Annotated in this window: 12 protein-coding genes; 7 read left to right on the plus strand and 5 right to left on the minus strand. The window is 56.6% G+C overall.

Translation table 11 applies throughout. The annotated features are described in order from the left end of the window. Positions 1-3 precede the first annotated feature (3 nt). On the minus strand, positions 4-1113 hold the full coding sequence (gene ompC, locus F3I21_RS08415; RefSeq protein ID WP_031280043.1) for a porin OmpC: 1110 nt from the start codon (positions 1111-1113) through the stop codon (positions 4-6). Between the two features lie 890 nt (positions 1114-2003). On the opposite strand from ompC, the gene F3I21_RS08420 reads away from it, so the two are divergent. From F3I21_RS08420 to rcsB, 3 genes are read left to right on the plus strand one after another with little or no spacing between them, the layout of a single operon-like run. Then, positions 2004-3158, plus strand: a complete 1155-nt coding sequence (locus F3I21_RS08420) for an MFS transporter (protein ID WP_150058686.1) — start codon at positions 2004-2006, stop codon at positions 3156-3158. Between the two features lie 24 nt (positions 3159-3182). Beyond that, positions 3183-5840, plus strand: a complete 2658-nt coding sequence (rcsD, locus tag F3I21_RS08425; RefSeq protein WP_150058801.1) for a phosphotransferase RcsD — start codon at positions 3183-3185, stop codon at positions 5838-5840. Position 5841: 1 nt separating this feature from the next. Then, positions 5842-6492 carry a response regulator transcription factor RcsB gene (gene rcsB / locus F3I21_RS08430; RefSeq protein WP_013509853.1) on the plus strand — a complete coding sequence of 217 codons (651 nt, stop codon included), beginning with the start codon at positions 5842-5844 and terminating at the stop codon, positions 6490-6492. 433 nt (positions 6493-6925) lie between these two features. Here rcsB and rcsC read toward each other — a convergent pair whose 3' ends face one another. Together rcsC and gyrA are read right to left on the minus strand one after the other, a co-directional pair. Further along, a complete protein-coding gene (rcsC, locus tag F3I21_RS08435; RefSeq protein ID WP_150058687.1) occupies positions 6926-9778 on the minus strand; it encodes a two-component system sensor histidine kinase RcsC in 2853 nt (950 codons plus the stop codon). Between the two features lie 167 nt (positions 9779-9945). Next, the gene (gene gyrA / locus F3I21_RS08440; protein WP_150058688.1) at positions 9946-12585 is read right to left on the minus strand and encodes a DNA topoisomerase (ATP-hydrolyzing) subunit A; all 2640 of its coding nucleotides are present in this window, start codon (positions 12583-12585) and stop codon (positions 9946-9948) included. A 176-nt stretch (positions 12586-12761) separates the two neighbouring features. On the opposite strand from gyrA, the gene ubiG reads away from it, so the two are divergent. From ubiG to yfaE, 4 genes are all read left to right on the plus strand, one after another. Next, the gene (ubiG, locus tag F3I21_RS08445; RefSeq protein WP_021509232.1) at positions 12762-13487 is read left to right on the plus strand and encodes a bifunctional 2-polyprenyl-6-hydroxyphenol methylase/3-demethylubiquinol 3-O-methyltransferase UbiG; all 726 of its coding nucleotides are present in this window, start codon (positions 12762-12764) and stop codon (positions 13485-13487) included. Positions 13488-14114: 627 nt separating this feature from the next. Beyond that, a complete protein-coding gene (gene nrdA / locus F3I21_RS08450; RefSeq protein ID WP_150058689.1) occupies positions 14115-16400 on the plus strand; it encodes a class 1a ribonucleoside-diphosphate reductase subunit alpha in 2286 nt (761 codons plus the stop codon). Positions 16401-16474: 74 nt separating this feature from the next. Beyond that, the gene (nrdB, locus tag F3I21_RS08455; RefSeq protein WP_021509230.1) at positions 16475-17605 is read left to right on the plus strand and encodes a class Ia ribonucleoside-diphosphate reductase subunit beta; all 1131 of its coding nucleotides are present in this window, start codon (positions 16475-16477) and stop codon (positions 17603-17605) included. A 2-nt stretch (positions 17606-17607) separates the two neighbouring features. Then, positions 17608-17868, plus strand: a complete 261-nt coding sequence (gene yfaE / locus F3I21_RS08460; RefSeq protein WP_021509229.1) for a class I ribonucleotide reductase maintenance protein YfaE — start codon at positions 17608-17610, stop codon at positions 17866-17868. A gap of 394 nt (positions 17869-18262) precedes the next feature. Here yfaE and F3I21_RS08465 read toward each other — a convergent pair whose 3' ends face one another. Continuing rightward, positions 18263-19459, minus strand: coding sequence for a nicotinamide mononucleotide deamidase-related protein YfaY (locus F3I21_RS08465; protein ID WP_104093076.1), 1197 nt, complete (start codon positions 19457-19459; stop codon positions 18263-18265). A 153-nt stretch (positions 19460-19612) separates the two neighbouring features. Next, positions 19613-19921, minus strand: coding sequence for a stress response protein ElaB (gene elaB, locus F3I21_RS08470; protein WP_021509227.1), 309 nt, complete (start codon positions 19919-19921; stop codon positions 19613-19615). Positions 19922-20080 lie beyond the last annotated feature (159 nt).

Genomic DNA, 20080 nt, shown 5'->3' on the forward strand with positions numbered 1-20080 from the left:
GGCTTAGAACTGGTAAACCAGGCCCAGCGCAACGATGTCGTCGGTGTTGATACCGGCCGCATCGGTGAAGTTGTTGTCGTCCAGCAGGTTGATCTGGTAATCAACATAGGTCGACATGTTTTTGTTGAAGTAATAGGTCGCGCCCACGTCGACATATTTTTTCAGGTTCTGGCTGCCGTAACCTTCGATATCGCTGCCGCGTGAGGAGACGAAGGCCAGAGACGGACGCAGACCGAAGTCAAACTGATATTGTGCCACCAGTTCCCAGTTGTCCGCTTTGTTGGCATAGCCGTACGCAGCGGAATCCACCGCGCCGAAGCGGGTTGCGTTGTAAGAACGGGTGTACATCGCCGCCAGATACACGTTGTTAGCGTCATATTTCAGACCGCCAGTGTAGGCTTCGGCTTTATCACCGCGACCGAGAATGCCTGGCGCGTTGCCGTTCTGATTGTTGGTACGGTCAGACTGGAACATCGCCGCACCCAGACCGAAGCCGGAGCCAAGATCGTAGGTGGTGCTCAGGCCCCAGCCGTCGCCGTTCTCACCCAGGACATCACGACCGGAAGAGGATTCGGTTGGGTTGTCGTTTTTGCCCTGATACTGCACGGCAAAGTTCCAGCCATCCACCAGGCCGAAGAAGTTGCTGTTGCGGTAAGTCGCCAGGCCGTTGCTGCGCTGGAACATGAAGTTGTCCGCGCCGTAGGTGTCACCACCAAACTCCGGCAGCACGTCAGTCCAGGCGCCGATGTCATACAGTACGCCGTAGTTACGGCCGTAGTCGAACGAGCCCGCATCACCGAATTTCAGGCCGGCGAAGCCGACACGGGTGTAGCTGTTAGCGGTACCCTGCGATTCTGCGGTGTTCAGCGCAGCCTGGTACTCCCACTGACCGTAGCCGGTCAGCTGGTCGGTCACCTGAGTTTCACCTTTAAAACCAAAACGCAGGTAAGACTGGTCACCGTCCTGGCCATCGTTGTCCGAGAAATAGTGCAGGCCGTCTACTTTGCCGTAGAGGTCTAATTTGTTGCCATCTTTGTTATAAATTTCAGCTGCGCTTGCTGAGCCTGCCACCAGCAATGCAGGAATCATCAGGGAGAGAACGCGACGTTTCATTTTATTACCCTCTGTAATGTGCCTTTTATATGTGCCACTGCTAACTGAATGCTTAAAAATTCAGCCGGCAAGCCATTGTTATTTTATGGAGAGCAATAATCTATCACGAAAATGATACTAAATTTCCGAAAGTGTTTCATTGTATTAAATAGTTATTTCTAAATGTAAATTTCGCGGAACTAATAATCAGCACACATCGGCAAAAAATATCGCACTAATTGATAAACCAATTTTATTCATTTAAATACATAGGGATAAGATGAGATAAGCTGCCGCACTGAATGATAAAACTTAACGCCACTCAGCGCATACAATTACTCCCGCTATCATCATTTATTTCATTATTACCTTCATTCACCCCGAATGAGAGATTTACCCTAATTCCCGCCGGACATGATTGTCCGGCATTTTTTTGCCTGCCATTTTTCTTACGCTGTGTAATTTAATGTAAACCTGTTTGCTGAGGTTAAATTAACCGCCACTCAGGACGCCATTATTTGTTCATTTTCGCACTTTTTGTTCATTACTTAGCCATGATTGCGCAATGTTAATTTCCGGTCGTAATAAAGTTGCACGGGAATATAGCCGATGAGTTTCTCCAACCGTTTGCGGAATATTCTTTACCACTATTCAGTTAGTTAGCGTTGCTGCAGCAATCGTTTTTCATCCAACTTAAGCCAAATTTTCACTGAATCTGTCGGTTTAATAACGGTCAGAGAGCTTATGGAGTCCAGGAAATGTCTGGAAAAGCGCAGCGCCTGGCAAAAGATCGGTAATATGCTCGCTTCTGGCGACCATTTTTGCCCTGCTCTTCGCCTTCATTGAGCGGTGCCGCGCCAGCTTTAATGCTAAACTTCGTCGCTCGAACGACTTATGACAACGACACCTTTATGACAGCACTGGACGCCGCACAGCCCAACAAATTGCATCAGCGTGTCAATCTGGGAACACGCCTCGTTTTTCTCATCGCCGGTTTAAGCATGTCTGCCTGGGCGCCGCTGGTGCCGTTTGCCAGCCAGCGTCTCCAGCTGACGGGCGCGTCGCTGGGCGGCCTGCTGCTGTGTCTCGGCATTGGTTCTCTGGCGGCAATGCCGGTGACCGGTGCGCTGGTGGCACGCTTTGGCTGCCGCCGCGTTATGCTGTGCTCCACGCTGGTGGTGCTGGCCGTACTGCCGCTGCTGGCGACACTGAATGTGATGTGGCTGATGGCCGCCACACTGATGGTGTTCGGTGCCGGGCTCGGCATGCTGGATGTGGCCATGAATGTACAGGCGGTTGAGGTTGAGAAAGCGGCGGCCAAGCCGATGATGTCCGGTTTCCACGGTTTCTTCAGTCTTGGCGGTATTCTTGGCGCCGGCGCGGTCAGCCTGTTACTTGGCGCGGGTCTGACACCGCTGCAGGCGATGGGCGTGATCATGCTGCTGATGGTGCTGCTGTTGCTGTGCAGCCTGCCGACGCTGATGACGGAGCGCCTGCATCAGCCTGATCAACCCTGGCTGGTGATCCCGCGCGGCTGGGTCGCCTTCCTCGGTTGCCTGTGCTTTATTCTGTTCCTTGCGGAAGGCGCGGTACTCGACTGGAGCGCCCTGCTGCTGCTGCAAAGCCCGGGCATGAGCGTGGCGCACGCCGGCCTGGGTTACGCCATCTTCTCCATCGCCATGACCATAGGTCGTCTGACGGGCGATAAAGTGATTCAGCGCTTTGGCCGCTATCCGGTGATGCTGACCGGTGCGCTGGCGGCGGCAGCCGGCATGACGTTAGCGGTGCTGCTGCCGTGGCCGCAGGCGGCGCTGCTGGCCTTTTTGCTGGTGGGCTTTGGCCTGGCCAATACCGTGCCGATGCTGTTTAATGCCGCCGGTAATCAACAGGATATGCCGGCCAATCTGGCGATTTCCGCCATGACAACGCTCGGCTATGCGGGTATTCTTTCAGGCCCGGCTTTAATCGGCTTTATTTCCCAGTGGCTCAGCCTGAGCGGCGCGTTTTTACTTATCGCCCTGCTGCTGCTGGCGGTTGCCGCCAGCGCCCGGCTGGTCGCGCGTTAATTGCAGGATCCTGAGACACCTATGCTGCCTTATAAATTTCCGCTGACCTCCGGCAACGTAACGCGCTTTTTCGTGGTGTTTAACCTGGTGCTGTTTCTCGCGCTCGGCGCCATGGTGCATAACAGTGTGAATGCGTGGATCATGGAAAAGCGCTACGCCATGACCGACCTGGCGCGCGCGATGCAAAAACGCATTGATGCTTACCGCTTTGCCACCTGGCAAATCTATGAAAATCTCGCCACCAGCGCCGCGGGTTCTACGCCGAACAGTAGCCTGCAGGAGACGCGCCTGCGCCCGGACGTTTACTATCTGGAGAAAACCCGCCGCAAGACCGAAGCGCTGATTTTCGGCTCGCACGACAGCAGCACGCTGGATATGACGCTGCGCATGTCCAATTATCTCGATACGCTGTGGGGCGCTGAAAATCCGGCGTGGTCGATGTACTTCCTCAATGGTCAGGACAACAGCCTGATCATGATCTCGACCCTGCCGCTCAAGGATATGGCGACGCGCTATAAAGAGAGCGCGATCAATACGCTGGTGGACAGCCGCCGTGCCGAAATGCTGCAGCAGGCCAATGCGCTCGACGAACGCGAAAGCTTCTCGCCGCTGCGCCACTTTGCCTGGCAGAACGATCACTACTTCACGCTGCGCACCACGTTTAACCAGCCAGGTCATTTAGCCACGGTGGTGGCGTTCGATCTGCCGGTTAACGATTTGATTCCACGCAGTATGCCGCTGGAGAATTTCCAGCTGCGCCAGGATGCCAGCCAGCCCGGCAGCGCCACCAGCGATGACGCCAGCAGCGAAAGCACCGCGGTGACGCTGGTTAACCCGAATCTGGAGATTGCCGCCACGCTGCCCAGCACCTCGCTCCAGCTGGTGTACCGGGTGCCGCTCGCCAGCCTGGCGATGGATACCCTGCACAACCTGATGTGGCCGCTGCTGATCAATCTGTTGCTGTTCCTGCTGTCTATTGCCGGCATTACGCTGCTGCGCCAGCAGTCACTGCGACCGAATGAGAACCAGAGCGCCGAGCTCGATTCGCTGCGTATGCTGAATGAGGAGATCGTCGCCAGCCTGCCGGTCGGGCTGCTGGTGTATGACTTTGGTACCAACCGCACCCTGCTGAGCAACAAAATCGCTGAGCATCTGCTGCCGCATCTCAATCTGCAGAAGATCATCAATATGTCCGATCAGCATCAGGGCGTGCTGCAGGCTACCATCAATAACGAAGTGTATGAGATTCGCCACGCGCGCAGCATGCTGTCGCCGCACACCCAGCTGTTTATGATGCGCGATCAGGATCGCGAGCTGCTGGTGAATAAGAAGCTGCAAAAAGCGCAGCAGGTGCTGGATCGCAACCACCAGATGCGCCAGCAGCTGATGCAGAATCTTGGCCATGCGCTTAATCGTCCGCTGCAGAGCATGGTGACGCAGCTGGTGCAGCTCAGCCAGCGCGATGACGACGAGAGCGTGCTGGATCTGCTGGATGAGAGCCAGGGTCTGGCGCGGCTGGTGGACGATATCGTCCTGCTCAACCGGCTGGAAGCCCACGACTGGTCGCCGGATGCGGGCGTGTTTAACCTGCAGGATCTGCTGGATGAGATTGCGCTGGAGAGCCTGCCGCTACTTCGGCGCAAAGGACTGACGCTGGTGGTCAACAATCAGCTGGCCAACGACGAGATGCGCTTTGGCGATCGCCGCGCGCTGCGTAAAGTCCTGACCACGCTGATGCATTACGCGCTCACCACCACGCAGTGGGGCAAGATTTCCCTCGATATCAAAGCCAGCGACAGCAAAGCCAACAGCGTGCTGTTCCAGCTGGTGGATACCGGCTCAGGCCTGACCGGCGACGAGCTGGCCAACGTCGATTTCCCTTACCTTGGCGAAACCACGCAGGATCGTTACGGTCAGGCGTCCGGCATGGCGTTTTTCCTGTGTAAGCAGCTGTGCAAACAGATGGGCGGCCAGCTGGAGATTATCGCCAAACCGGATATCGGCACGCGCTACAACATTCAGCTGCCGCTGGCGCTGGAGCAGCAGAGCGAGCAGGAAGAGAAACTGCTGGAAGGCGTGACGGCGCTGGTGGATATCGCGGTCGAAGACGTACACAAAATTGTCTGCCGCCACCTCGAGAACTGGGGGGCAAACTGCCTGACCTCGGACGAACGCCTGTCCGGGCAGGAGCATGATGTGCTGGTGACGGACGACCCGGCGCGCCTGCAGGGCTGGGCGCTGTTGCTGGCGGGCGACGAAATGGGGCATCACGCCCTCAACGACCAGCAATTCCGGGTCAATTTCAATCTCAGCAATGCGCTGCTTGATGCGCTGCTGGCCCTGATTGAGAAGCAACTGGCTCATGATTCGATAGAGGAGAGCGACGACGATGAGGCTGCCACGCCGCTGCTGAGCGGCGGCTATTTCCAGCTGTTTATGGAGACAGTACCGCCAGATGTGAAGAGACTGTATACTGAGTTGGCGGAGAAGGACTGTCCCTCGCTTGCTCAGACAGCGCATCGCCTGAAAGGCGTGTTTGCCATGCTCAATTTACTGCCGGGTAAACAGCTTTGTGAAGAGTTAGAACAGCACATTAAACTGTGCGACGATTTAACCATTAAAAATACCACCAGTGAAATTGACGCGTACGTCAACCAACTGCTGCAGCAAGGTAACCAATAAGATGAATAACCTGAATGTAATTATTGCCGATGACCATCCAATCGTTCTGTTCGGTATCCGTAAATCTCTGGAACAGATCGAATGGGTGAATGTGGTAGGTGAGTTTGAAGACTCAACAGCACTGATCAATAGCTTGTCCAAACTGGATGCCAACGTCCTGATTACCGATCTGTCGATGCCGGGCGAAAAATACGGCGACGGCATCACGCTGATCAAGTACATCAAGCGTCACTATCCGGATCTCTCCATTATTGTTCTGACCATGAACAATAACCCGGCGATCCTGAGCGCGGTACTGGATCTGGATATCGAAGGCATCGTGCTGAAGCAGGGTGCACCAACTGACCTGCCAAAAGCGCTGGCAGCCCTGCAGAAAGGCAAAAAGTACACGCCGGAAAGCGTGGCCAAACTGCTGGAGAAAATCAGCGCCGGCGGCTACGGCGACAAACGTCTGTCACCGAAAGAGAGCGAAGTGCTGCGCCTGTTCGCCGAAGGTTTCCTCGTTACCGAGATCGCCAAGAAGCTGAACCGCAGTATCAAAACCATCAGTAGCCAGAAGAAATCAGCAATGATGAAGCTGGGTGTGGATAACGATATCGCGCTGCTGAACTACCTCTCTTCCGTCAGCGCCACTCAGGTCGACAAAGAGTAAAGCCAAAAGGCGCACATCGGGTGCGCCTCTTTTCCCTGCCCTGCCCTGCCCTCCGCACACAACGTCATCGCTTTGTCATTCAGTAAGCTCGGGCAACGTATTGCCGCTTGCCGCACCGGCATAAACCCATCCATGGGGCCTGCCGCCGCGCCTTCCCTGCCGCGGAGGCTGCTGCAAGCGGCAATACGTCCCCCTCCCCTCAGACTCTTTCATCGCTGTAAGATGCCAGTGCGGACTGACAGGATAGTACCTGATGCAGCAGCACATTCGCTGAGAGGAAGGGGAGAGGTTGAGCTAAGCCGGACGTCACGCGGCAGGGATGCCGCGTGCCGAGGCACGCATGGATGCGGCCGTTGCCGATCCGGCGTGCTCAACCTCTTCTCTGACCAGGCAAAACGCTACCGCGACGAATATCAAAGGGTCATGCCCGACTTCAGGACTCACGCGCCTTGCGCACCCTCTCCGCATACAGCGCCAGCGTGGTTTTTAGCACATCCAGCGTCACCGGTTTTGACAGGCAGTTATCCATGCCGGCATCCATACAGCGCTGTTTCTCTTCCGCCAGTGCGTTAGCGGTCACTCCAATCACCGGGAAAGCATGTCCCAGCTGGCGCAGACGCTGCGTCAGCCGGTAGCCGTCCATGTTTGGCATGTTAACGTCACTCAGTACGATATCGATATGGTTGCGGCTGAGCACGTTGAGCGCATCCACGCCGTCCTGCGCCGTTTTGGTCTGATAGCCCAGCGTGCCGAGCTGTTCAGACAGCAGCATGCGGTTAATCGGATGGTCATCGACAATCAGCACCATGATGTCTTCATAGCTGGAGGCCTGCTGCGGCACCGGCAGTTCCAGCGTGGTCGCCGTTTCGCTGTCGATGGCAATGCGATAAATCCGGCCCAGCAGCAGCGGCAGATCGTGCAGCGTCGCGCTGCTGTGCACCCACTGTCCCGGCGTCGTTTCCTGCGGCATATCAATGTGTTCACCGCAAATACGGATACGCGCGCGTACCGTCTGCGCTGGCGCGTCGTGGTGATCGCAGATCATCACATCGTCCGCCCCAGCCCGCCCCTGATAGTGCGCGACCTGGATGCCCTGCTGCTGGAGCAGACGCAGCAGGAAGGCCGCCAGATAGTCGTTGCGCAGGTCAAGCCAGATGGCTTTTTCCTGCAGACCATCCAGCAGCGGCGGCGCGGGTTGCTGTCCGGCGTAGATCGGAATACGCACCACGAACTGGCTGCCCATGCCCGGTTCAGAGTCGACTTCGATGTCACCATCCATCATGTTGATGAGCTTTTCACAGATCGCCAGTCCCAGCCCGGTGCCCTGGAAGTTACGCTGCACGCCGGAGCCAACCTGGAAGAACGGGTCGAACAGGCGCGTGATCTCTTTCGCCGGGATTCCCACGCCGGTGTCGCGCACGCGAAACGCCAGATACCCCTCTTTGACATAGGCGTGCAGGATAATGCAGCCGGTATGGGTGAACTTGATGGCGTTATTCAGCAGGTTGGAGATCACCTGCTGCAGGCGCAGCGGATCGCCATCCAGCGCCAGCGGCACATCGTTCTCGATAAACACATACATCGTCAGGCGCTTGCGCACCACCAGCGACAGATAGTTGCTGGCAATATGGTTGACCACCTCACGCGGCGAGAAGGGACGCGGCTCAATCTTCAGCTGCTCGGACTCGATCTTCGAGAAGTCGAGAATATCGCTGATGATTTTCAGCAACAGGCTGGATGAGTTGTTCATCGCCGTGACCAGCGAATCCACGCCCTTCGGCAGCGATTTGGTCTGCAGCAGATCGAGGTTACCGATAATGCCGTACAGCGGCGTCCGCAGTTCATGACTGACGGTGGCAAGGAACATCGATTTGGACTGGCTGGCCTGCTCGGCGGCGTGCGCCATCTCCTGCAACGACTGCTCCATGCGCACACGCGCCGAGACGTCGACCAGCACGCAAATCGCCACGTTCTCGTTGCGGTAGCGCGAATGCACAAAGCTGATTTGCAGGTTAGTGTTACTGCCGGTCAGCATATCGACAAAATTAACCTGCTGGCCGCCGATGATTTCGTTCAGCCGCAGGCGATCTTCCTGCGTCAGCAGCGTCAGATAGTTATGCGCCAGTTCATTACTGAGGATGTTGGTGCCATCGCTGGTACGCAAAATACAGATGCCAACCGGCGCTGACGCGACAATCTTGCGGTTGAACTGCTCGTGCTCCTCCAGCCGGTGGGCGTTGTCTTCCGCCGGCAGGAACATGCGGCGTTCGAACACCCACGCCAGGGTAAACAGAATCAGCGCGCTGAGGATATTGAGCAGCAGCGCGTTGATCAGCATCAGCTTGAGCTGATCCATCAGCACATCGGTCGACAGCGACCACACCACATTGAGGCTGGACGGCGGCAGCGGCTTTTTCAGCACCAGCTGACGATAGCCGTCAAGATAACCAAACCAGGTGCTGTTATCCGGCAGATCGTCCAGCGAATAACCGGGTCCGCCGCGTCGTGAGCTGATCAGCGGGCGATAGTTTTCATCGGTGATGGTGGCCACCAGCGGCAGCCCGCCGGGCTGAATAAATTCATCCAGGCGAATGTTCTGTTCCACGCCGAGCAGCGCCTGCAGTTTGTTGGCGACGTAAACCGGCACCACCATATAGAAGTTGCCGATGCCTGGCTGGCTGCTGTTGGTAATCCAGTACATTGGATTACGCCGCTCTTCCTCGTTGCCGCTGCGGTAGTGCAGCACGTTTTCGCGCAGCGCCTTCAGGCTGCGTTCGCGATCGACCGGATTATTGTTACCGATGGTGAAGTCTGCCAGGCACTGATTTTCGCCGCCAATAAAGAACACCCGATTGAGTTCATAGGCTGAGGCAAAATTGCTTTTCCAGTAGTTAATGAAATAGCTCAGGGAATCGAGCGAGTTACGCCAGGTGTTGCTCATTGACGTGCAGTCACCGTCGGTAAACAGTGGCGTAAACTGCGGCAGCGTGCTTTTGCCGCCCGGCATGCCGTTGAGCATATCCAGCCCGTTGACGCTGCTGCTCAGGCGATTCTCGGTGATGTACTTCAGCTCGCGCATCACATCCGCTGAGTGGCGCACATACCATTCGGCCTGACCATAATTGGTGGCAAACTCCTGGCGCACCGCGTTCTCTTTCTCGTGCAGCACATTGATGATGTAGAAAGTGGTCAACAGTGCACCCAGCGACCAGAGCAGCAGTGCCAGCGCACGAAACAGGTAGCGCGAGATGCGAAGCGTGGTGCGAAAGGAGACGAGATATTTCAAAAGAGACTCACTGGCGGCAAGGGTTATCGGGACGTTGAAAAGTTCTCATACACTAGCTTTATCAGGGCGAAAAAGCCAGTTGGCACGCGACTTTGGGAGTGAAAGTCAGACAAAAAAAACGGCAGGTCGGTTGCCCTGACCTGCCGCTTGTGACAGACAACGAACGGTTACTCTTCGTCGTCTGTTTCCGGTGCGTCGTCGTCGCTGTCGACTTCCGGCGCGATATCGTCTTCGCCTTCTGCCACGCTGCCGTCGATGGCGTCGAGTTCTTCCTCTTCCACCGGTTCAGCGACGCGCTGCAGGCCGACCACGTTTTCATCTTCCGCGGTACGAATCAGGATCACGCCCTGCGTATTACGGCCCACCACGCTGACTTCCGACACGCGGGTACGCACCAGCGTACCGGCATCGGTGATCATCATGATCTGATCGCTGTCCACCACCTGTACCGCGCCAACCACTGGCCCGTTACGCTCGGTGACTTTAATCGAGATCACGCCCTGCGTGGCGCGCGATTTGGTCGGATACTCGCTGTTAGCAGTACGCTTGCCGTAGCCGTTCTGCGTTACGGTGAGAATCGCGCCCTCTTCACGTGGCACAATCAGCGACACCACTTTGTCGCCTTCGGCCAGTCTGATGCCGCGCACGCCTGAGGCTGAACGGCCCATGGCGCGCACCGCACTCTCCGCAAAGCGCACCACTTTACCGGCAGCAGAGAACAGCATCGCTTCGTCGTTACCGTTGGTCAGCGCCACGCCAATCAGCTCATCGTCTTCACGCAGGTTGATGGCAATGATGCCGGCACTGCGCGGACGGCTAAACTCCTGCAGCGCCGTTTTCTTCACGGTACCGTCTGCGGTCGCCATGAAGATGTTGAAGCCTTCGGTGTATTCGCGCACTGGCAGAATCGCGGTGATACGCTCGTTGGCTTCCAGCGGCAGCAGGTTGACGATTGGACGACCGCGCGCGCCACGGCTGGCTTCTGGCAGCTGATAGACCTTCATCCAGTAGAGGCGGCCACGGCTGGAGAAGCACAGAATGGTGTCGTGGGTGTTGGCCACCAGCAGGCGATCGATAAAGTCTTCTTCTTTAATGCGCGCCGCCGATTTGCCCTTACCGCCGCGACGCTGGGCTTCATAGTCTGACAGCGGCTGGTATTTGACGTAGCCCTGATGCGACAGGGTGACCACCACATCTTCCTGGTTGATCAGGTCTTCAATGTTGATGTCAGCGCTGTTGGCGGTGATTTCCGTACGGCGCGCATCGCCAAACTGATCGCGCATCGCCACCAGCTCTTCACGGATCACTTCCATCAGGCGCTCGGCGCTCTGCAGGATGTGAATCAGTTCGGCGATCTGGTCCAGCAGCTCTTTGTACTCGTCGAGCAGTTTTTCATGCTCAAGGCCGGTCAGTTTCTGCAGACGCAGATCAAGAATGGCCTGTGCCTGCTGCTCGGTCAGGTAGTAGCGACCGTCGCGAATACCAAACTCCTCTTCCAGCCACTCCGGACGCGCGGCGTCGTCACCGGCACGTTCCAGCATGGCGGCGACGTTGCCAAGATCCCACGACTGCGCCAGCAGGCCGCTTTTCGCTTCGGCTGGCGTCGGAGCCCGACGAATCAGCTCGATAATCGGATCGATGTTGGCCAGCGCAATCGCCAGACCTTCAAGGATGTGCGCACGATCGCGCGCTTTACGCAGTTCGAAGATGGTACGACGCGTCACCACTTCACGGCGGTGGCGAACGAAGGCTTCAATGATCTCCTTCAGCGTCATGATCTTCGGCTGGCCCTGATGCAGGGCAACCATGTTGATGCCGAAAGAGACCTGCAGCTGCGTCAGCGAGTAGAGGTTGTTGAGCACCACTTCGCCGACCGCATCGCGTTTCACTTCAATGACGATACGCATGCCGTCTTTATCAGATTCGTCACGCAGGCCGCTGATGCCCTCAACGCGCTTCTCTTTCACCAGCTCAGCAATTTTCTCGATCAGGCGCGCTTTGTTCACCTGATACGGGATTTCATTGACGATGATGGTTTCACGACCGGTTTTGGCGTCGGTTTCAATCTCGCCGCGTGCGCGGATGTAAATTTTACCGCGCCCGGTGCGGTAGGCTTCTTCAATGCCACGACGACCGTTGATAAAGGCGGCGGTCGGGAAATCCGGCCCGGTAATGTGCTCCATCAGCCCTTCGACGCTGATGTTTTCATCTTCGATGAACGCCAGACAGCCGTTGATCACTTCCGTCAGGTTGTGAGGCGGAATGTTGGTCGCCATGCCGACGGCAATACCGGAGGAGCCGTTGATCAGCAGGTTAGGAATTTTGGTCGGCAGGACTTCAGGGATCTGCTCGGTGCCGTCATAGTTCGGCACAAAGTCGACCGTCTCTTTTTCCAGGTCAGCCAGCAGTTCAGAGGAGATCTTCGCCATGCGCACTTCGGTATAACGCATCGCTGCGGCGGAGTCGCCGTCGACCGAACCGAAGTTACCCTGACCGTCGACCAGCATGTAGCGCAGGGAGAACGGCTGGGCCATGCGCACGATACTTTCGTACACAGCGGAGTCACCGTGTGGGTGATATTTACCGATAACGTCACCGACCACACGGGCAGATTTTTTATAGGGTTTGTTCCAGTCGTTACCCAGTTCGCTCATGGCAAAAAGCACACGGCGATGCACCGGCTTCAGGCCATCACGTACATCGGGTAAGGCTCGGCCAACGATGACCGACATGGCGTAATCGAGGTAGGAGTTTTTCAACTCTTCTTCGATATTGACCGGTGTAATTTCTCTCGCAAGGTCGCTCATGGAGCCGCTATCCCTCTACATAATCCCGGATTTTAAAGGTGCGAAAGTATATCACATCGCTTGCGTGCGGTGAACGTAAAGCAGGGTTTTGTGGCGCTTTTCCTTTGCGCTGAGAGATGCCTCGCAGGGTTTATACGTTTATACTGGTGGCATATTTTGTCAGGAGTCATGATTCAATGAATGAACAACCGCAGGAAAGCCGCCAGAACGTCGACCACGCCGAAATTGCTAAGTTTGAGGCGGTTGCATCACGCTGGTGGGATTTAGAGGGTGAATTTAAGCCGTTGCACCGCATTAATCCCCTGCGTCTTGGCTGGATTGCCCAGCACAGCCATGGGCTGTTCGGTAAGAAAGTGCTGGATGTCGGCTGCGGCGGCGGCATTCTCGCCGAGAGCATGGCGCGTGAAGGGGCGGAGGTCACCGGTCTGGATATGGGCGCCGAGCCGCTGGAGATCGCGCGTCTGCACGCGCTGGAGAGCGGCGTGAGCGTCAATTACGTGCAGCAGACGGTTGAAGCGCATGCGGCCAGCCATGCCGGTCAGTACGACGTGGTGACCTGTATGGAGATGCTGGAACACGTGCCGGATCCGCGTTCCGTGGTGCTGGCCTGCGCGCAGCTGGTGAAACCGGGCGGCGAGGTGTTTTTCTCCACCATCAACCGTAACCCCAAAGCCTGGCTACTGGCGGTGTTTGGTGCTGAATACGTGCTGCGCATGGTGCCGCGCGGTACCCATGACGTGAAAAAATTTATTCGTCCCGCCGAGCTGCTGAACTGGGTGGATGAGACCGCCCTGCGTGAACGCAATATGACTGGCCTGCACTACAATCCGCTGACTAACCAGTTCCGCCTTGGCCGCGGGGTGGACGTCAATTATATGGTGCACACCCACCGTCAGGCGTAAACGACCTGTTTCGCCTGCCTGCCCGTGGGCAGCGCTGTTGTAGCGGCGCGATGTATTACGCGAAAAATCGCGCCGCTATGGAATCTACGAACAGCAATTTACCCAACTGAACGGCACAACGCTCTACAAACTGCCAGTCCTCCTTTCACTTCCGACCGCACCCGGTTTATCACGCGCTGGCCCTATCCAGATCAATTTCCTTTTAGACGCTGCGATGCGCTTTTTGTAAGGTGAAAAGGTCATAAAAAATTCATAAGCAAACGCAGTTAAGTTCGCTGCTGACGGAGCGGCGCGGGCTTTTTTCGCCTGGGAAATTTCCCGAATCGCAGCGGTTGAGCAATAAACACGCGCTCGATCAAAAATTGAAAAAAAACCTGTTATCCGTTGACACCAGGTGCAGGCCTTGTGGCGTGGGGATCCAGGATTTTCCCCACCCCCCAGGGCGTAAAATTTTGTGAAAATCAACTCTTGTGATGATCCGATTGCTGACTAGAATACTCACCATATTGTTGTTCAAACTTTCCGCACCCCCTATATATAGTGTTTATCCACAGGCTTACTCACAATGAGCCGCCTGTGAATAGACGGGGGATAATTTTGTATTTCATGGACAGGTAAACACGCGACATGAACCAAAGTCTGCTCGTTACGAAACGCGATGGCCGCCAGGAGCGCATCGACCTCGATAAGATTCACCGGGTGCTGGACTGGGCAGCTGAAGGGCTGAACAATGTCTCCGTCTCGCAGGTTGAGTTGCGTTCGCACATCCAGTTTTACGATGGCATCAAAACCTCGGACATTCACGAGACCATCATCAAAGCGGCTGCCGATTTGATCTCCCGTGACGCGCCTGATTACCAGTACCTGGCCGCGCGTCTGGCGATCTTCCACCTGCGTAAAAAAGCGTACGGTCAGTTTGAGCCACCGAAGCTGTACGACCAGGTAGTGAAAATGGTCGAGATGGGCAAATACGATCGCCATCTGCTGGAAGACTACAGCACCGAAGAGTTTGAGCAGATGGACGGCTTCATCGACCACTGGCGCGACATGAACTTCTCCTACGCGGCGGTGAAGCAGCTGGAAGGCAAATATCTGGTGCAGAACCGCGTCAGCGGTGAAATCTACGAGAGCGCCCAGTTCCTGTATATTCTGGTCGCCGCCTGCCTGTTCTCCGGCTATCCGCGCGATACGCGCATGGATTACATCAAGCGTTTTTACGATGCGATCTCCACGTTCAAGATCTCGCTGCCTACGCCTATCATGTCCGGCGTGCGCACCCCGACCCGTCAGTTCAGCTCCTGCGTACTGATCGAGTGCGGCGACAGCCTGGATTCCATCAACGCCACCTCCAGCGCTATTGTGAAATATGTGTCACAGCGTGCCGGCATCGGCATCAACGCGGGCCGCATTCGTGCGCTCGGCAGCCCGATCCGCGGCGGTGAAGCGTTCCACACCGGCTGTATCCCGTTCTATAAGCACTTCCAGACGGCGGTGAAATCCTGCTCGCAGGGCGGCGTGCGCGGCGGTGCGGCAACGCTGTTCTACCCGATGTGGCATCTGGAAGTGGAAAGCCTGCTGGTGTTGAAAAACAACCGCGGCGTCGAAGGCAACCGCGTGCGTCACATGGATTACGGCGTGCAAATCAACAAGCTGATGTACACCCGCCTGCTGAAAGGCGAAGACATCACCCTGTTCAGCCCGTCCGACGTGCCAGGCCTGTATGACGCGTTCTTCGCCGATCAGGATGAGTTTGAGCGTCTGTATACCAAATATGAGAAGGACGACAGCATCCGCAAGCAGCGCGTGAAAGCCGTCGACCTGTTCTCGCTGATGATGCAGGAACGAGCCTCAACCGGCCGTATCTACGTGCAGAACGTTGACCACTGCAACACTCACAGCCCGTTCGATCCGGCCATTGCGCCAGTGCGTCAGTCTAACCTGTGCCTGGAGATTGCGCTGCCGACCAAACCGCTGGAAGACGTCAACGACGAAAGCGGCGAGATTGCGCTGTGCACCCTGTCCGCCTTTAACCTCGGCGCGATTGAAAGCCTTGACGATCTGGAAGAGCTGGCGACGCTGGCAGTACGCGCGCTGGATGCCCTGCTCGATTACCAGGATTACCCGATTCCGGCGGCAAAACGCGGTGCGATGGGTCGTCGTACCCTGGGTATTGGCGTGATCAACTACGCCTATTACCTGGCGAAACACGGTGTGCGCTACTCCGACGGCAGCGCCAACAACCTGACGCACAAAACCTTTGAAGCCATTCAGTACTGGCTGCTGAAAGCCTCCAACGAGCTGGCGAAAGAGCAAGGTGCCTGCCCGTGGTTTAAAGAGACCACTTATTCGCAGGGCATTCTGCCGATCGATACCTATAAAAAGGATCTCGACAGCGTATGTAATGAGCCGCTGCACCTTGACTGGGAAGCGCTGCGTGAGTCGATTAAAATCCACGGCCTGCGCAACTCCACGCTGTCTGCACTGATGCCGTCTGAGACCTCTTCGCAGATTTCGAACGCCACCAACGGTATCGAGCCGCCGCGCGGTCACATCAGTATCAAAGCGTCGAAAGACGGGATTCTGCGCCAGGTAGTACCGGAGTATGAGCGTCTGAAAGATCAGTACGAACTGCTGTGGGAGATGCCATCAAACGACGGCTATCTGCAGCTGGTTGGCGTGATGCAGAAGTTTATCGATCAGGCGATTTCATCGAACACCAACTACGATCCAGGCCGTTTCGCCAATGGCAAAGTGCCGATGAAACAGCTGCTGAAAGATCTGCTGACCGCGTACAAATTTGGCGTGAAGACCCTGTACTACCAAAACACCCGTGACGGTGCCGAGGATGCGCAGGACGATCTGGCGCCGTCTATTCAGGACGATGGCTGCGAAAGCGGCGCCTGTAAAATTTGATCGAAAGGCGCCTGCGGGCGCCTTATCGTGTCTGGGCCAGCAGCGGCTGGCCCGTTTCACTTTTGGACTTAGTCATGGCTTACACTACTTTCTCACAGAACAAAAATGACCAGCTGAAAGAGCCGATGTTCTTCGGCCAGTCAGTGAACGTTGCCCGTTTCGACCAGCAGAAATATGACATCTTTGAAAAGCTGATCGAGAAGCAGCTCTCTTTCTTCTGGCGTCCGGAAGAGGTTGACGTCTCGCGCGATCGCATCGACTATCAGGCGCTGCCGGAGCACGAGAAGCACATCTTCATCAGTAACCTGAAGTATCAGACGCTGCTGGATTCCATTCAGGGCCGCAGCCCGAACGTGGCGCTGCTGCCGCTGATCTCGATTCCCGAGCTGGAAACCTGGGTGGAAACCTGGGCGTTCTCCGAGACCATCCACTCACGCTCGTACACCCACATCATCCGTAATATCGTCAACGATCCGTCACTGGTGTTTGATGATATCGTGACTAACGAGCAGATTCTGGCGCGCGCGCAGGATATCTCGAAGTATTACGATGATCTGATCGAGATGACTAACTACTGGCATCTGCTGGGTGAAGGCACGCATCAGGTGGCGGGCAAGAGCGTGACCGTGAATCTGCGTGCGCTGAAGAAGCAACTGTATATCTGCCTGATGAGCGTTAACGCGCTGGAAGCGATTCGCTTCTACGTCAGCTTTGCCTGCTCATTCGCCTTCGCCGAGCGCGAACTGATGGAAGGCAACGCCAAGATTATTCGTCTGATTGCCCGTGACGAAGCGCTGCACCTGACCGGCACCCAGCATATGCTGAATCTGATGCGTACCGGTGAAGACGATCCTGAAATGAAAGAGATCGCTGCTGAGTGCCGCGACGAGTGCTTCGACCTGTTTAAGAAAGCGGCCGAGCAGGAAAAAGAGTGGGCTGAGTATCTGTTCAGCGGCGGCTCAATGATTGGTCTGAACAAGGACATTCTGTGCCAGTACATTGAGTACATCACCAATATCCGCATGCAGGCGGTGGGCCTTGATCTGCCGTTCCAGACGCGTTCGAACCCGATTCCATGGATTAACTCGTGGCTGGTGTCAGATAACGTGCAGGTGGCGCCGCAGGAAGTTGAAGTGAGCTCCTATCTGGTGGGTCAGATCGACTCCGAAGTGGGCGAAGACGACTTCAACGATTTCCAGCTGTAAGCATGAGCCGTTCCGTGGTAATCCTGCGCAGCTCCGGCTCCCGGCTGGAGTGCGCAGACGAACACCCTAATCTGCTGACGACGCTGGAAGCACATAATGTGTGCGTCGAGTTTCAGTGTCGCGAAGGCTACTGCGGCTCCTGCCGCATGCGTCTGCTGAAAGGCGAAGTGGATTATGCGGAAACCCCACTGGCGTTTATTCAGCAGGGCGAGATTCTGCCCTGCTGTTGTAAAGCCAGAGGGGAGATTGAGATCGAGCTGTAACCTGCCGACCGTACTGCTGAATTCCCTTTTATCGCGTTAAGATCCCGCATGGTCAGAGGGGGAACTGAGCACGCCGGAACGGCAAAACCCGCTCCCTGCGGGCCTCGACACGCGGCATCCCTGCCGCGTGACGTCCGGCTAAGCCCAGCTTCCCCCTCTTCCCTTTCAATTCTGGTACTGCTGTAACAGGCACCCGACAACAGCGACCACCGAATCCAGCAGGGCGTGGGAGGCATAGCCGCTTGCAGCAGCCTCCGCGCCATGGATGGCGCGGCGGCAGGCCCCAGGGAAGGGTTTATGCCGGTGCGGCAAGCGGCTATGCCTCTCACGACGCGGCACCCAACACAAAGCGATGCTGATCCCATGGCATCAGCTATCACAAGCCTGGAAAGCGTTAGCTCTTCACCGTCTCCAGGACATCAATCCAGCCGTGACCGGTACTGACTTCACTGCCGTGCAGCCAGCGGCGCAGCATATTCATCGCCATCATCGCCACCACTTTCTGCCGGGTTTCCAGATTGTGCCGCCCGTGGGTAAATTTCACCCGCTGGCCCCAGCTGGCTTCCGGGGTGTGCAGCGCAATCGACACTTCCCCTTCCTGCAGATCGCCAACCGACAAGGCCAGCACTGTACCCTGCTGAGCGGCTAACTGACGCGTGCGCGTAACCTGCGCTTCCAAAGACTCCTCACGTGCCGGCAGCAGCTCGGCGGCGCTAAGCGGCACCTGCGCGGCGGCCAGCTGCCAGTGCAGCAACCCGGCCGTGTATTGTTCGCTCAGAGCAAGGCGGAAGCCGCGATCGTGCAGTTCCCGCGCCAGCACGGCCGGCAATCCTTCAAAGCCTTCAAAAATGGTGCACTCGGCCAGCAGTAACTTAACCTGCTGCCACACCTGCTCCATCGCCACGCGCTGGCTGGCCGGGCCGGTCAGTTTGATCTCAATGATGGGCATCGACGAACGGTAGCCCATCACGACGCCTTCCGGCAGCGGCAGCGGTTCAAGCTCGGCGGCGATATCGCTCTCGCCGCGACCAAAGGTGGTCAGACGCAGGCACAGCGGGGGTTCTGGCAACGTAAAACGCGCCTTAAGACGCGGAATAATCTGCTGCTCAACCATCACTTTGAATTCTGACGGCACGCCGGGGGTAAAGAAAATCCAGCAGCGATTAAGCTGCAGGGCAAACCCACAGGCGGTGCCGACCGGGTTATCGATCAACTCGGCATTGGCCGGAATCTCCGCCTGCTTGCGATTACTGGGTGCCATGAGCCGCCCGCGGCTGGCAAACCAGGCTTCCATCTTCTCCAGCCACGCCTGTTGCAGCACCAGTTCGCTGCCGCTGGCGGTGGCCGCTGCCTGCGCGCTGAGATCGTCGCTGGTCGGCCCGAGACCGCCGTTCACGATCAGCACGTCGGCAATCTGACTGCGGCTCTGTAGCGCTTCAACCAGCGAGCTCATTGCATCGCCGACCGTGCTGCGACTGGTCATCGGCAGGCCGTGCTGAAACAGCATATCGGCCAGCCACGCGGCATTGGTATCGACAATCTGCCCATGTAACACTTCATCGCCCGTTGAGAGCATTTCGACACGTATCACGATCTCTTCTCCTTATCCCTGTGGCTTTCACTGTAGGGAGCGCGCAGGCGAAACACAATCGCCGCCGGTGCGAAATAGCGGGTTAATCGCGATGCGGAAAGGAAACAGCGGGAAAGCAGGAATCGGGCGCGACGGACATCGCGCCCACGGGGATTAACGGCGCGCCAGCAGCAGGCCAACAAACAGACCGGCAGCCGCACCGATACCAATGCCCTGCCACGGTTTTTCATGCACGTAATCGTCGGCACGATACGCTGCCTGTTTGGCACGATAGTAATAGCTGTCGGACGCCTGGCTCACGCGATTCTTCACGTCTTCCAGCGCCTGCTCGGCTTTCTGCTTCAGTTCGATATATTTCTGGTCCGCCGGATCGCCCGAGGAGCGCAGCACTTCTTCCAGCGTTTCCGTCAGCAGCGCCAGATCGTCATCAAGACGGGTTTCAAATTGATCGGTAGATGACATGTTCACAATCCTCCATGTTTAAATGCGGTGTCGATTAACTATAGTCATAAATTGCGTTTTTGCGCCGCGCCGTCATCCGCTGACTGCGCTTTTTGCCGCGCTGAACGCAAAGTTATGTCATCCGGGGCGTTGCACGCGGAATTGTGCTTCGTTTATTTG

The organism is Pantoea sp. B_9 (genome assembly GCF_008632015.1).
Lineage (GTDB): Bacteria > Pseudomonadota > Gammaproteobacteria > Enterobacterales > Enterobacteriaceae > Pantoea > Pantoea dispersa.

Bases quoted from the DNA above. Each gene is read 5' to 3' on its own strand.
- ompC (WP_031280043.1), bottom strand. From the start codon at position 1,113: ATGAAACGTCGCGTTCTCTCCCTGATGATTCCTGCATTGCTGGTGGCA.
- F3I21_RS08420 (WP_150058686.1), top strand. From the start codon at position 2,004: ATGACAGCACTGGACGCCGCACAGCCCAACAAATTGCATCAGCGTGTC.
- nrdA (WP_150058689.1), top strand. From the start codon at position 14,115: ATGAACCAAAGTCTGCTCGTTACGAAACGCGATGGCCGCCAGGAGCGC.
- yfaE (WP_021509229.1), top strand. From the start codon at position 17,608: ATGAGCCGTTCCGTGGTAATCCTGCGCAGCTCCGGCTCCCGGCTGGAG.
- elaB (WP_021509227.1), bottom strand. From the start codon at position 19,921: ATGTCATCTACCGATCAATTTGAAACCCGTCTTGATGACGATCTGGCG.
- nrdB (WP_021509230.1), top strand. From the start codon at position 16,475: ATGGCTTACACTACTTTCTCACAGAACAAAAATGACCAGCTGAAAGAG.
- ubiG (WP_021509232.1), top strand. From the start codon at position 12,762: ATGAATGAACAACCGCAGGAAAGCCGCCAGAACGTCGACCACGCCGAA.
- gyrA (WP_150058688.1), bottom strand. From the start codon at position 12,585: ATGAGCGACCTTGCGAGAGAAATTACACCGGTCAATATCGAAGAAGAG.
- rcsB (WP_013509853.1), top strand. From the start codon at position 5,842: ATGAATAACCTGAATGTAATTATTGCCGATGACCATCCAATCGTTCTG.